Genomic DNA, 15,954 nt, shown 5'->3' on the forward strand with positions numbered 1-15,954 from the left:
CTGCTGTCCGCTGTGCTAAATACCGAGCTCGTTCTCGATGAAGTCGAAGAGCTCGTCGGGCGTGGCCTCTTGGAGCTTCTCGGTCACGGCCTCGCCACTGGATTCGGTGTGCGGTTCACCCCACTTCGCCAGGAGGGCCTGCAGACGCAGCGCGATGTCGGTACGTGTTTCGTCGGTTTCGCCGTCCGGGTCGAGCACGGACAGCGCGGACTCCAGCTTTTCGAGTTCCGCGATTCCGGGAGCCGCCCCGGCGCTGCCGTCCTGGGTGATCTCGCCACGCAGGAAGTCGGCCAGGGCCGCCGGGGTCGGGTGGTCGAAGACGAGGGTGGCCGGGAGCCGCAGGCCGGTGGCCGCGTTGAGCCGGTTGCGCAGCTCCAGCGCGATCAGGGAGTCGAAGCCGAGCTCCTTGAAGGCGCGGCCGGCGCCCACCTCGTCGGTGGTCGGGTGGCCGAGCGCGGTGGCCGCGTGCGAGCGGACCAACGCGAGCACGGCCAGGGTCTGTTCGGCCTGCGGCATGACCGCGAGCCGGCGGCGCAGCGCCTCGGCCGGGGAGGCCTCTGAGGCCGCTTCGCCGGCCGCCGGGGCGGACTCGGCCAGCTGCCGCACCTCGGGCAGGTCGGCCAGGAACGGGCTGGGCCGTACGGCGGTGTAGCCGGGCGTGAACCGCTCCCACTGGATGTCGGCGACGGCCACGGCCGCCTCCGCGTGGTCGAGGGCCTGCTGGAGGGCGCGGATCGCGGAGCGGGGCGCCATCGCGGGCACACCGCCCCGGTCGAGCCGCTCCCCGATCGCGCCGCCCGCGGCGAGTCCGCTGTCGCCCCAGCGGCCCCAGGCCACGGCGGTCGCGGCCAGGCCGTCGGCGCTGCGCTGCTCGGCCAGGGCGTCCAAGTAGGCGTTCGCGGCGGCGTAGTTGCCCTGCCCGGCGTCGCCGAGCGTGCCGGCGACGCCGGAGAAGAGGACGAACGCGGACAGGTCCAGGTCGCGGGTCAGCTCGTGGAGGGTGAGCGCCGCGTCCGCCTTGGGGGCGAGTACGGTCGCGAACCGCTCGGGGGTGAGCGCGTCGATGACGCCGTCGTCGAGGACACCGGCCGTGTGGATGACTGCGGTCAGCGGCTGGTCGGCGGGTACGGATGCGAGCAGTGCGGCCACGGCGTCGCGGTCGGCGGCGTCGCAGGCGGCGATGGTGACCTGAGCGCCCAAGGCGGTCAGTTCGTCGCGGAGTTCGGCGGCACCGGGCGCATCCGCGCCGCGACGGCTGGTGAGCAGCAGGTGCTCGGCACCGTTCTCCGCGAGCCAGCGCGCGACATGCGCACCCAGCGCACCCGTACCACCGGTCACCAGAGTCGTACCCTGCGGCTTCCAGGTCGTGCCGGGCGCGTCGGCGAGGGGCGCATGGGTCAGACGGCGGCCGAAGAGCCCGGAGGCGCGCAGCGCCACCTGGTCCTCTCCCCCGTCACCGGCCAGCACACCCACGAGCCGGGTCAGCGCCCGCTCGTCCGCGTCCTGCGGCAGGTCGATCAGGCCGCCCCAGCGGTCCGGGTACTCCAGTGCGACGGTCCGGCCGAAGCCCCACACCAGTGCCTGCGTCGGGTCCTGGAGCCGCTCGGAACGGGCCACGGAGACCGCGCCCCGCGTGACGCACCACAGCGGTGCGGCGACGTCGACATCCCCGAGTGCCTGGACGAGCGCGGCGGTCCCGCCGAGTCCGGCGTGGGCGCGCAGCGCGGATTCCGCGGCAGCGGGCTCGTCGCCGAGGGCGAGGAGGGAGAGGACACCACCGGGAACGGTCTCGGCCGTCTCGGCCTTCAGCACGGCGGCCAGAACGTCACGATCAGCGTCGGCGCGGACCACGATCGTACGAACGTCAGCACCGCGCTCACCGAGGGTGCGCAGCACGGCGTCGGTCCACTCGGCGGCGGGACCGGTCGGCGCCTCGGGAGTGACAACCAGCCAACTGCCCGACAGACGGGCGGTGGTGGCCTCGGCCAACGGCTTCCAGGTGACCCGGTAGCGCCAGCCGTCCACCGCGGACTGCTCACGGCTCTGCTTACGCCAGGACGACAACGCGGGCAGCAGCGCGGCCAGCGGCTCATCCTCGATGTCCAGCTCCGCAGTCAGCGCCTCAAGGTCCTCGCGCTCGACTGCCTCCCAGAACCGCGCGTCGACCGCATCCCCGGCCGACACCGCCACAGCCTCCACCGCCGCGGCCTCCGGCCAGAACCGCTGACCCTGGAAGGCATAGGTGGGCAGGTCCACACGCTGGGCACCGGTCCCGGAGAACACGGCGTCCCAGTCGACCTTCACACCACGGACATACGCCTCACCCAACGACAGCCAAAAACGCTCCAGACCACCCTCATTACGGCGCAACGAGCCCAGCACAGCAGCCTCACGGCCCGCATCCTCAACCGTCTCCGCGATACCCACGGTCAGCACCGGATGCGGGCTGGACTCGATGAACACACCGAAGCCCTGCTCCAGCAGCGTCCGGGTCGCCTGCTCCAACTCCACCGTCTGACGCAGATTCCGGAACCAATACCCCGCATCGAGTTCCGGGCCCTGGACCCACTCACCGGTCACCGTCGACAAGAACGGCACCTCGCCGACACCCGGGGTCACCGGAGCGAGCAGTTCGAGGAGTTCCTCATGCAGCAGTTCCACCTGCGCCGAGTGCGAGGCGTAGTCCACCGCGATACGCCGGGCCCGCACGCCCTCGCTCTCGCAGGTGGCGAAGAACTCATCCAGAGCCTTCACTTCACCCGACACGACAACTGATGAGGGACCATTCACGGCGGCGACCGAAATCCGGCCATCCCAACCGGCAATCCGCTCCCGCACCGCAGCAGCCGGAAGCGGCACCGAGATCATCCCGCCCAGACCCGCCAGCACCCGCCCGATCGCCTGCGAACGCAACGCCACCACGCGTGCCGCATCCTCCAGCGACAAGATCCCCGCCACACACGCAGCAGCAATCTCACCCTGCGAATGCCCGATCACCGCACCCGGCACCACACCCGCAGCACGCCATACGTCGGCCAACGACACCATCACGGCGAACAGGGCAGGCTGCACCACGTCGACGCGCTCCAACGACGCAGCGCCCTCGACGCCGCACAGCACATCGCGCAGCGACCAGCCGGTAAACGGCTCCAGCGCCTTCCCACACTCATCCACCCGCGCAGCGAACACCGGTGAAGCGTCCAACAACGCCTGTGCCATGCCTACCCATTGCGACCCCTGACCGGGGAACACGAAAACGGTCTTGCCCCCGACTGCCTCCCCCTGAACGAGCAGGGGTGAGGTCTCCCCTTCCGCCAGTGCGGTCAGTGCGGTGACGAAGTCGGCATGCTCCCGGCCGATCAGCACGGCACGCCGGTCAAGGGCGGAACGGGTGGTCGCCAGGGAGTGGCCGACATCGGCAAGCCGCAGGTCAGAGCGGTTTGCCAGGTGGGCAAGCAGGCGTTCGGCCTGGCCGCGCAGCGCCTTCTCGCTCTTGGCCGTCAGCGTCCAGGGCAGGGCGGCGGGACGGTCGGACGCGCTGGCGCCGGAGAGGATCGCGGTCGATAGGGGTTCGGCCGGCGACACAGGGGTCTCCTGGTCGTCGGACCCCTGCTCGGCCGGTGCCTGCTCGATGATGGCGTGCGCGTTGGTGCCGCTGAAGCCGAAGGACGAGACGCCCGCGCGCCAGGGGCTGTCGCTCTGCGGCCACTCCCGCTGTTCGGTCAGCAGGGTGACCTCGCCCGCGCTCCAGTCGACGTGCGGGGTGGGCTCGTCGATGTGCAGGCTCTTCGGCACGACGCCGTGCTGCATGGCGAGCACCATCTTCATGACACCCGCGACACCGGCCGCCGCCTGGGCGTGGCCGATGTTCGACTTGACCGAGCCGAGCAGGAGCGGCCGGTCGGCCGGACGGTCCTGGCCGTACGTGGCGAGCAGGGCCTGCGCCTCGATCGGGTCACCGAGGGTCGTACCCGTACCGTGCGCCTCCACGACGTCCACCTCGGCCGCGGTGAGGCGGGCGTTGGCGAGAGCCTGGCGGATGACGCGCTGCTGGGACGGGCCGTTCGGAGCGGTGAGGCCGTTGCTCGCACCGTCCTGGTTGACGGCCGAGCCGCGCACGATCGCGAGGACGGGGTGACCGTTCTTGCGGGCGTCGGAGAGCCGCTCGACGAGCAGCATGCCGACGCCCTCGGCCGGGCTGAAGCCGTCGGCGTCCGAGGAGAACGCCTTGCAGCGCCCGTCCGTGGACAGTCCGCGCTGGCGGCTGAACTCGATGAAGGTGCCGGGCGTCGACATGACCGTCACTCCGCCCGCCAGGGCGAGCGAGCACTCGCCGTTGCGCAGGGCCTGTACGGCCAGGTGCAGGGCGACCAGCGACGACGAGCACGCGGTGTCGACGGTGACGGCCGGGCCTTCGAGCCCGAACGTGTACGACAGGCGGCCGGAGACGACGCTGCCCGCGCTGCCGGTGGCCAGGTGGCCTTCGAGGCCGTCCGTGGCGGCGCGTACGAGGTTGGAGTAGTCGGAGCCGTTGGTGCCGACGAAGACACCGGACTGGCTGCCCTGCAGGGCCGACGGGTCGATCCCGGCTCGCTCGAACGCCTCCCACGACGTCTCCAACAGCAGACGCTGCTGCGGGTCCATCGCCATCGCCTCACGCGGCGAGATCCCGAAGAACCCGGCGTCGAACGCGGCGACGTCGGAGAGGAAGCCGCCCTCGCGGGTGTACGAGGTGCCCTGCGCGTCGGGGTCGGGGTCGTACAGCGCCTCGACGTTCCAGCCGCGGTCCAGGGGGAAGGTCGACAGCGCGTCGCCGTCGGTGGTGAGCAGCTGCCACAGCTCCTCGGGGTTGCGGACCCCGCCGGGGAAACGGCAGCTCATCGCGACGATGGCGATCGGCTCGGCGTCGGAGACCGCGGCGACGGGCACGAGGGCGGCGGACGCCGCACCCCGGCCGAAGAACTCCGCGCGCAGGTGCCGGGCGAGGACCGTGGGCGTCGGGTAGTCGAAGACGAGGGTGGGCGGCAGCTTGAGGCCGCTGACCGCGTTCAGCCGGTTGCGCAGTTCGACCGAGGTGAGCGAGTCGAAGCCCAACTCCTTGAAGGCCCGGGCCGGTTCGACCGCGTCGGGCCCCGCGTAGCCGAGGACGGAGGCGACGGCCGTACGGACCAGGTCGAGGAGCAGCCGTTCCTGCTCGGGCTCGGGCTGTCCGGCGAGCTTCTGGGCGAGCGCGGCGGCGCCGCCCGTCTCCTCGGCGGCATCCGTACGGGTGCTCTCCATGACCTCCCGTGCCTCGGGCAGGTCGTGCAGCAGCGGCCGGGTGCGACCGGAGGTGAAAGCGAGGACGAAGCGGCGCCATTCCATGTCGGCGACGGTGAGGGTGGTCTCGTCGCGGTCCAGCGCGTGCTGGAGAGCGGAGACGGCACGCTCGGGCGACATCTCCATGACGCCGTGGCGGCGCATGCGGTCGCCCACCGCGCCTTCGGCCATGCCGCCGTCGCCCCAGGGGCCCCAGGCGAGGGAGGTGGCGGGCAGCCCTTCGGCGCGGCGGTACTCGGCGAAAGCGTCCAGGAAGGCGTTGCCGGGCGCGTAGTTGCCCTGGCCCGGGGCGCCGAACGTGGCGGCGAAGGACGAGAAGAAGACGAACGCGGACAGGTCCAACTCCCGCGTCAGCTCATGCAGGTGGAGGGTCGCGTCGACCTTCACCCGGAGCACCCGCTCGATCTGCTCGGGGGCGAGCGCCTCGATGACACCGTCGTCCAGGACGGCGGCCGTGTGCACGACGGCGGTCAGCGGCCGGTCGGCGGGTACGGACGCGATGAGACCGGCCACCGCATCGCGGTCGCCGACGTCGCAGGCGGCGATGGTGACCTGAGCGCCAAGCGCGGTCAGTTCGTCGCGCAGCTCCGCGGCACCGGGAGCGTCCGGGCCACGGCGGCTGGTGAGCAGCAGGTGCTCGGCACCGTTCTCCGCGAGCCAGCGGGCGACATGCGCACCCAGCGCACCCGTACCACCAGTCACCAAAGTCGTACCGGCGGGACGCCATTCCCGTACCGCCGGGGTCTCGGTGAGACGGGCGCGGACGAGGCGGCGTACGAAGAGACCGGAGGTGCGGACCGCCACCTGGTCCTCGGCGGCGTCACCGGCGAGCACGCCCGCGAGCCGGGCCAGGGCCCGGTCGTCCACGGTGTCCGCGCCGGGCAGGTCGATCAGACCGCCCCAGCGCTCGCCGTGCTCCAGTGCGGCCACCCTGCCGAGGCCCCAGACCGGTGCCTGCGCCGGGTCCACCAGCTGCTCGGAGCGGCCGGTGGCGACGGCACCACGGGTGACACACCACAGGGGCGCGGTGACGGAGGCGTCACCGAGTGCCTGGACGAGGGAGAGCGTGGCGATCACGCCGGCGGGCGCGGTGACGCCGAACGGCTCATCGGTTCCCGCGGACGACAACAGGGACAGGACGCCCGAGACGGCGGGCCCGTCGGCGAGGGCGGCACTGATCCGGCCGGTGAGTTCGGCGCGGGTGTCGTCGGTGCGGGCGACCTCGACCTGCCGTACGTCGGCTCCGTGTTCGCCGAGGGTGCGCAGCACGGCGTCGGTCCACTCGGCGGCGGCCCCGGTCCGGGCCTCGGGCACGGCGACCAGCCAAGTGCCCGACAGGCGAGCGGTGGTGGGCTCGGGGGCGGGCTTCCAGGTGACGCGGTAGCGCCAGCCGTCGACCGTGGACTGCTCGCGGCTCTGCCTACGCCAGGAGGAGAGCGCGGGCAGCAGCGCGGTCAGCGTCTCGTCCTCGTCGACGTCCAGTTCGGCGGTGAGCGCGGCGACGTCCTGGCGCTCGACGGCTTCCCAGAAGCGGGCCTCGATGGTGTCGACGGGGTACGCGGTGGCGGCGGCGTCCTTGGCGGTGCCGCTTTCGAGCCAGTAGTGCTCCTGCTGGAAGGCGTAGGTGGGCAGGTCCACGCGCTGGGCACCGGTCCCGGAGAACACCGCGTCCCAGTCGACCTTCACACCACGGACATACGCCTCACCCAACGACAGCCAAAAACGCTCCAAGCCACCCTCATTACGGCGCAACGAGCCCAGCACAGCAGCCTCACGGCCCGCGTCCTCGACCGTCTCCGCGATACCCACCGTCAGCACCGGATGCGGACTCGACTCGATGAACACACCGAAGCCCTGCTCCAGCAGCGTCCGCGTGGCCTGCTCCAACTCCACCGTCTGACGCAGATTCCGGAACCAATACCCCGCATCAAGCTCCGGACCCTGAACCCACTCACCCGTCACCGTCGACAAGAACGGCACCTCACCCGCACCCGGGGACACCGGAGCGAGGAGGTCAAGGAGTTCTTCGCGCAGCAGCTCTACCTGCGCCGAGTGCGAGGCGTAGTCCACGGCGATCCGCCGTGCCCGCACGCCATCCTTCTCACAGCCCGCGAAGAACTCATCAAGCGCGGCCACCTCACCGGACACCACCACTGATGAGGGACCGTTGACGGCGGCGACCGAGATCCGGCCATCCCAGCCGGCAATCCGCTCCCGTACGTCAGCGGCCGGAAGCGGGACCGAGATCATCCCGCCGAGACCCGCCAGCACCCGCCCGATCGCCTGCGAACGCAACGCCACCACGCGTGCCGCATCCTCCAGCGACAAGATCCCCGCCACACACGCAGCAGCAATCTCACCCTGCGAATGCCCGATCACCGCACCCGGCACCACACCCGCAGCACGCCACACCTCAGCCAACGACACCATCACCGCGAACAGGGCAGGCTGCACCACATCGACGCGCTCCAACGACGCAGCGCCTTCGACGCCGCACAACACATCACGCAGCGACCAGCCCGTAAACGGCTCAAGCGCCTTCCCACACTCATCCACCCGCGCAGCAAACACCGGCGAAGAAGCCAACAACGCCTGCGCCATACCCACCCACTGCGACCCCTGACCCGGGAACACGAAAACGGTCTTGCCCCCGACCACCGAACCGCTCACCACACCCGCAGCCAGGCCGCCCGAGGCCACCGCCTCCACACCCGCCACGTGATCACCCAAAACCACCGCACGGTGATCCAGAGCAGAGCGCGACGACGCCAACGACCAACCCACATCCAGCGCACGCACATCACCAGCGCCCGCCAGCCACCCCGACAACCGCTCCGCCTGCGCCCGCAACGCCCCCGCACTCTTACCCGACAACACCCACGGAACCACGGCCCCAACAGCGCCGGGAGCCACCTCCGCAACCTCACCGGCCTCCACAGCCTCCACCACCGGCGCCTGCTCCACAATCACATGCGCATTCGTCCCACTGAACCCGAACGACGACACACCCGCACGACGCACACGACCCACCTCGGGCCACGGCATCTTTTCCCCGATGAGGGAGACGGCGCCCGCCTCCCAGTCGACGTGCGGGGTGGGCTCGTCGAGGTGGAGCGTCTTCGGTACGACGCCGTGCCGCATCGCCTCGACCATCTTGATGATGCCCGCGACACCGGCGGCGGCCTGGGTGTGACCGATGTTCGACTTGATCGAGCCGAGCAGCAGCGGCTGGTCGGCCGGGCGGTCCTGGCCATACGTCGCCAGGAGGGCCTGGGCCTCGATCGGGTCGCCGAGCGTCGTGCCCGTACCGTGCGCCTCCACGACGTCGACGTCCACCGCCGACAGGCGGGCGTTGGTCAGGGCCTGGTGGATGACGCGCTGCTGGGACGGGCCGTTGGGGGCGGTGAGGCCGTTGCTGGCGCCGTCCTGGTTGATGGCCGAGCCGCGCACGATCGCGAGGACGGGGTGACCGTTGCGCTGCGCGTCGGAGAGCCGCTCGACGAGGAGCATGCCGACGCCCTCGCCCCAGCCCGTACCGTCGGCGGCGGCCGCGAAGGGCTTGCAGCGGCCGTCGGCGGCCAGGCCGCGCTGGCGGCTGAACTCGGTGAAGGTCGCGGGGGTCGCCATCACGGTGACACCACCGGCCAGGGCCAGCGAGCACTCGCCGGCGCGCAGGGCCTGGACCGCGAGGTGCAGGGTGACCAGGGAGGACGAGCACGCGGTGTCGACAGTGACCGCCGGGCCTTCGAGACCGAAGGTGTAGGCGACACGGCCCGAGGCGATGCTGCCGGAGCTGCCGGTGCCGAGGAAGCCCTCGACGCCCTCGGGCACCGAGTCGAGGCGCGCGGTGTAGTCGTGGTACATCACACCGGCGAAGACGGCCGTGCGGCTGCCGCGTACGGACGACGGGTCGATGCCCGCCCGCTCGAACGCCTCCCAGGAGGCCTCAAGGAGCAGCCGCTGCTGCGGGTCCATCGCCAGCGCCTCACGCGGCGAGATCCCGAAGGGGGCGGGGTCGAAGCGGGCGGCGTCGTAGAGGAACGCGCCCTCGCTGACGTAGCTGGACCCGGGGCTGTCGGGGTCGGCGTCGTAGAGCGACTCCACGTCCCAGCCCCGGTCGACTGGGAAGCCGGAGACGGCGTCGTCGCCGTTCTCGACGAGCCGCCACAGGTCTTCGGGGGTCCGCACCCCGCCGGGGTAGCGGCAGCTCATCGCAACGATGGCGATGGGCTCCTGGCTCTTCTCCTCGACCTCGCGCAGCCGCTTGCGGGCCTGGCGCAGATCGGCGGTCGCCCGCTTGAGGTAGTCGCGAAGCTTGTCCTCGTTCACCATTTGCGTGAGCTCCATGCCTCAGGGGCGGTTGTGCCGGTCGGTCGTCAAAGTGGCCGGGGCCCGCTGTGCGGGTCCCGTGGCCTGTTGTCGTGTCGCGGGGCCCCGGCCGGTCACTGCCTGGGCAGGGGCCGGGGTCCGGTTGTCGAGGTGGGGCGCGCCCTGCGAAGGGCGCGCCCCGGGCTGCGTTCCGGACGGCTCAGGACGCCCCGAGCTCGTCGTCGAGCAGATCGAAGAGCTCGTCGTCCGTCACCGATTCGAGGTCGCCGTCGTCCCCGTCATCGGTGGCGCCACCCGTTTCCTGGGCGTCGTTCCACTTGGCCATGAGTGCCTGGAGGCGCATCGTGATCCGCGAGCGTGTGACGCTGTCCGCGTCCGCCGCGGCCAAGGACGCCTCCAGCCGGTCGAGTTCACCGAAGACGGACGGCCCGTCGTCGAGGGGCAGCGCGGAGCGCAGATATCCGCTCAGCGCCTCGGGGGTCGGATAGTCGAAGATCAGCGTGGCGGGCAGCCGCAGGCCGGTGGCGGCGCCGAGCCGGTTGCGCAGCTCGACCGCGGTCAGCGAGTCGAAGCCCAACTCCTTGAAGGCACTGCCGGGTTCGATGGCCCCGGCCCCGCTGTGACCGAGGACCTGCGCCACGTGGGTGCAGACCAGGTCCAGGAGCACCCGGTCCCGTTCGGCGGCCGGCAGCTCGGCGAGCCGCTGTGCGAGCGAGTCCGTGGCGGTGCCCGCCGCCTGGCCGCCGGCCCTGCGCCGTACCGGGGTACGGAGCAGTCCGCGCAGCAACGGCGGTACGGCGTCGCCGACTTGGGCGCGCAGCACGGCCAGGTCGAGCCGGGCGGGCACCAGTACGGCCGCGGCCCGTTCCGTCTCCGTACCGGCGGCCATGACGTCCGGGGAAGCCGGCTCCGTCAGCGCCGCGTCGAAGAGCGCGAGCCCCTCGGCCGCGGAGAGCGGGTTCATGCTGCCCCGGCTCAGACGCCGCCGGTCGTTGTCGTCGAGGGTCGCGGCCATGCCCGCCTCGTCGTCCCACAGGCCCCAGGCCAGCGACACGGCGGGCAGGCCCGCCGCGTGCCGGTGCTGGGCGAGGGCGTCGAGGAACGTGTTGCCCGCCGCGTAGTTGGCCTGTCCCGCGTTGCCGAACACGCCGGCGGCGGAGGAGAACAGCACGAAGGCCGCCAGGTCCAGGCCGCGGGTCAGTTCGTGCAGGTTCCACGCCGCGTCGACCTTGGGCCGCAGCACCCGCTCCACCCGCTCGGCGGTCAGCGACTCCACCGTGCCGTCGTCCAGCACACCGGCGGTGTGCACGACGGCGGTCAGCGGATGCGCGTCGGGTACGGACTCCAGGAGCCCGGCGAGGGCGTCCCGGTCGGCCACGTCGCACGCCGCCCACGTCACCTCGGCACCCAGGGCGCCCAGCTCGTCGGCCAGTTGTACGGCTCCGTCCGCGGCGGCTCCGCGACGGCCGGCGAGCAGCAGATGCCGCACGCCGTACGCGGTGACCAGGTGCCGGGCGAAGAGTCCGCCCAGGGTGCCGCCGGCGCCGGTGACGAGGACGGTGCCCTCGGGGTCCAGCGCGGCGGGTCCGTCGGCGCTCTCCCGGAGGGCGGCCCGCGCCAGGCGCGGGGCCCGTACGGTTCCGCCGCGCACCGCGAACTGGGTCTCGTCGGTGTCGAGCGCCGCGGGCAGCGCCCGGTACGAGGCGTCCTCGTCGTCGAGGTCGACCAGGACCAGGCGGTCCGGGTGCTCGGCCTGCGCGGAGCGCACCAGGCCCCATACGGCCGCGTGGGCCAGGTCCGCCACGCCCTCGGCGTCGTCCGTGTCGACGGCGCCGCGGGTGACGATCACCAGCCGGGAAGCGGCGAACCGTTCGTCCGCCAGCCAGGACCGGATCAGCTCCAGCGCTTCCGCGGTGGCGGTGCGCGCGGCCGACGCGAGGCCGCCCGCCGTGCCGAGGTCGCAGGCCAACGGGAGGAGCACCACCTCCGGTGCGCTCTCCCCCAGCGCGTCGGCCAGATCGACCGCTTCAGCGAGGGCCGGCAGGTCGGGGTGGAGGCCGCCGCCTTCCGCCGGGTCGTCCGCGTCCGCGCCGAAGGCGGCACCCGGCGTCAGGACCCCGGTCCGCTCCAGTGCGGCACCCAGCTTCAGCGGGTCACCGCCCAGCAGGGCCCAGCGTCCGTCGGCGGGCAACTCGGCGTCAGGCAGGGCCAGTACGGGCCAGTCGACCCGGAACAGCGCATCGCGCGTCGCTCCCGGTCCACCGGCGCCGAGCGCGTCGACGGCGAGCGGGCGCAGAACGAGCGAGTCGACTGTCAGGACCGGCTGTCCCGACTCGTCCGCGAGGCTCAGCGCGACCGCGTCCCGGCCGGCCGGGGCCATCCGCACCCGCAGCGCGCGGGCGCCCACGGCGTGCAGCCGCACGCCGTCCCACGAGAACGGCAGCCGGGCGCCCTCCTCGGCGCCGGGGAAGAACTCCCCGAGGCCGACCGCGTGCAGGGCGGCGTCGAGCAGCGCCGGGTGGAGCCCGTACAGGGAGCCCTCCGACAGGCGGTCCTCGGCCAGGGCGACCTCGGCGAACACCTCGTCGCCGCGCCGCCAGGCGAGCCGCAGGTTGCGGAACGCCGGGCCGTAGCCCAGCCCGATCGCGTCGAACGACGGATACAGGTCCTCGATGTCGCAGGGCTCGGCCCCGGCCGGGGGCCATTCGGCCTCCGCCTCGGTGACGGCCTGCCCCTCGACGGCCAGCACACCGCTCGCGTGCCGGGTCCACGGCTCCTCGGACGCGGCGTCCTCCGGGCGCGAGTAGACGTGGAAGATCCGCCGTCCCGCCGCGTCCGGCTCCGCCACGGCGAGCCGCAGCTGTACCCCGCCCGTGGCGGGCAGCACCAGCGGTGCCTCCAGCGTGAGGTCCTCCAGCAGGTCGCAGCCCGCGTGGTCACCGGCGCGCACGGCCAGTTCGACCAGTGCGGCGCCCGGCAGCAGGACCGTGCCCGCCACGGTGTGATCGGCCAGCCAGGGGTGCGTGCGCAGCGACAGCCGCCCGGTGAACAGGAAGCCGTCCGAGTCGGGCAGTTCGACCGCCGCTCCCAGCAGCGGATGCCCGGCGGCGCCGAGACCGGCGGACGCCACGTCCCCGCTCAGCGCGTGGGCGGGCGCCTCCAGCCAGTAGCGCTGGCGCTGGAAGGCGTACGTGGGCAGGTCGACGCGTCGGGCGCCGGTCCCCGCGAAGAACGCCTCCCAGTCCACGGTGACACCCCGCAGGTGCGCCTGGGCGAGGGCCGTGGTGACCGTCTCGGCCTCGTCGCGCCCGGCCCGCAGGACAGGCAGGAACGCGGCACCTTCGCCGGTCAGGCACTCCTGGGCCATGGCGGAGAGAACTCCGTCGGGACCGAGTTCGAGGTAGGTGGTGACACCGGCCGCTTCGAGGGCGCGGATGCCGTCGAGGAAACGAACCGCCTCACGGACATGGCGTACCCAGAAGTCGGGGGACGCCATCTCGTCGGAGACAAGGGCACCGGTCAGGTTGGAGACAACCGGGATACGCGGGGACTCGTACGACAGCCCCGCGACTACCTCGCGGAACGCATCCAACATGCCATCCATGTGCGGCGAGTGGAACGCGTGACTGACCGTCAACTGCTTCGACTTACGGTCCGGGAACTGCGCGACGATCTCAAGCGCCGCGTCCTCGTCACCCGCGATGACCACCGACTGCGGACCGTTGATGGCCGCGATGCTAACCCGGTCGGTGAGGTACGGAAGCACCTCGTCCTCCGACGCCTGCACCGCGATCATCACGCCGCCCGTCGGCAGCGCCTGCATCAACCTTCCCCGGGCAGCGACCAGTTCACAGGCGTCCTCCAGCGAGAACACACCCGCCACATGCGCGGCGGCAATCTCGCCAATGGAGTGACCCGCCAGGAAGTCGGGCTTCACACCCCACGACTCCACCAGCCGGAACAACGCCACCTCAACCGCAAACAACGCAGGCTGCGTGAACTCCGTACGGTCCACCAGACCCGCATCGTCCCCGAACAGCACATCCTTCAACGGGACTTCAAGGTGAGCGGCGACCGCATCCAACGCCTCCGCAAACACGGGATACGCGTCATACAGCTCACGCCCCATCCCCAGCCGCTGACTCCCCTGACCCGTGAACAGGAACGCCAGCTTCCCAGCGCTCACCTCGTCCTCCACCAGGCCCGTCGCCAGGCCGCCGTCGGTCAGCGCCGTGAGCGCCGTGAGGAATTCCTCGCGGTCGGTGGCGACGACAGCTGCCCGCCGGGCGAGTGCCGTCCTGCTCGTGGCCAGGGAGTAGCCGATGTCGGCGAGCGCGAGTTCCGGGCGGTCGGCCACGTGCTTCCGCAGCCGCGCGGCCTGCTCGCGCAGGGCCTCGGCGGTCTTGCCGGAGAGCAACCACGGCAGGCTGCCCGGGGCCCGTGCGGGCTCCTGCCCGAGGGCGGGCTCCACCGCGTCGGGGGCCTGCTCGATGATCGTGTGCGCGTTGGTACCGCTGAATCCGAAGGACGACACACCCGCACGACGCGGACGACCCGTCTCCGGCCACGGCATGGACTCGTCGAGAAGCGAGACCGCACCCGCCGACCAGTCGACATGCGGAGTCGGCACACCCGCGTGCAACGTCTGCGGCAGCACGCCGTGGCGCATGGCCATGACCATCTTGATGATGCCCGCGACACCCGCCGCCGCCTGCGTATGACCGAAGTTCGACTTCACCGAACCCAACCACAACGGACTCTCATCCGAATGCTCCCGGCCATACGTCGCCAACAACGCCTGCGCCTCGATCGGGTCACCCAACGTCGTACCCGTACCGTGCGCCTCCACCACATCCACATCAGCAGCCGAAAGACCCGCACTCGCCAACGCCTGACGAATCACCCGCTGCTGAGACGGACCGTTCGGAGCCGTAAGACCATTGCTCGCACCATCCTGATTGACGGCCGAGCCCCGGACGATCGCCAACACCGGGTGGCCCTTCGCCCGCGCATCCGACAGGCGTTCCACGAGCAGCACGCCCGCGCCCTCGGACCAGCCCGTACCGTCCGCGTCGGCGGAGAACGCCTTGCAGCGGCCGTCGGCCGCGAGGCCGCGCTGGCGACTGAACTCCACGAACGCCGCCGGGGTCGCCATGACCGTCACACCGCCCGCGAGGGCGAGCGAGCACTCACCGTTGCGCAGCGCCTGCACCGCGAGGTGCAGGGCGACCAGCGACGACGAGCAGGCGGTGTCGACCGTGACGGCCGGGCCTTCGAGCCCGAAGGCGTACGAGAGGCGGCCGGAGATGACACTGGCCGCGTTGCCGGTGCCGAGGAAGCCCTCCACGCCCTCGGGGAGCGCGGTGAGGCGTGAGGCGTAGTCGTGGTACATGACACCCGCGAAGACGCCCGTACGGCTGCCGCGCATCGTCGCCGGGTCGATCCCGGCCCGCTCGAACGCCTCCCACGAGGTCTCCAGGAGCAGCCGCTGCTGCGGGTCCATCGCGACGGCCTCACGCGGCGAGATCCCGAAGAACGCCGGGTCGAAGTGGCCTGCGTCGCGGACGAATCCGCCTTCGCGGGCGTAGCTCGTGCCCTGCTGGTCGGGGTCCGCGTCGAACAGCGAGTCCACGTCCCAGCCGCGGTCCTCGGGGAACTCCGAGATGGCGTCGCGGCCCTCCATGACGAGTCGCCACAGGTCCTCGGGGCTCTCCACGCCGCCGGGGTAGCGGCAGCCCAGGCCCACGATCGCGATCGGTTCGTCGTCCCGTACCGCGACGGCGACCGGGGCGGCCACCGCGGGCACGGCACCGAGGAGTTCGTCCCGCAGGTGGTCGGCCAGGACCACCGACGTCGGATAGTCGAAGACGAGCGTGGCGGGCAGCCGCAGCCCGGTCGCCGCACCGAGCAGATTGCGCAGCTCGACGGCGGTGAGCGAGTCGAAGCCCAGCTCCCGGAACGAGATGTCCGCCGCGACCGCGTCGGGCCCGGAGTATCCGAGGACGGTGGCGACCTGCGTACGGACCAACTGGAGGACGTACGCGGTCCGCTCCGCGGCGGGGAGACCGGCCAGGTGCTCCGCAGGTGTCGTGCCGACGGCGGCGGTTGTTCCGGCGGTGCGTCGGGTGGTGGTCCTCACCAACCCGCTCAACAGCGGCGGCAGCACACCACCCGCAGCGGCCTGCGCCCGCAACCCCACCAAGTCCAACCGCACCGGCACGAACAACGCCCGACCCGAACCAGACGCGGCATCAAACAGCGCCACACCCTCCTCGGCCGACAGCGCACTCACACCACCACGGCCCA

Annotated in this window: 2 protein-coding genes; both read right to left on the reverse strand. The window is 72.0% G+C overall.

Annotated features, from left to right (window positions below; genetic code table 11):
- Positions 1-15: 15 nt before the first annotated feature.
- Positions 16-9,648: a type I polyketide synthase gene (locus BG418_RS05685; protein WP_398997685.1), complete on the reverse strand. Its 9,633-nt coding sequence runs from the start codon at positions 9,646-9,648 to the stop codon at positions 16-18.
- 199 nt (positions 9,649-9,847) lie between these two features.
- Positions 9,848-15,954, reverse strand: a 6,107-nt coding sequence (locus BG418_RS05690) for a type I polyketide synthase (protein WP_188272587.1), incomplete at its 5' end; no start/stop codon positions are given.

Origin of the sequence: Streptomyces sp. CBMA152, from assembly GCF_014596475.1 — a bacterium.
In the GTDB taxonomy this organism is placed as follows: domain Bacteria; phylum Actinomycetota; class Actinomycetes; order Streptomycetales; family Streptomycetaceae; genus Streptomyces.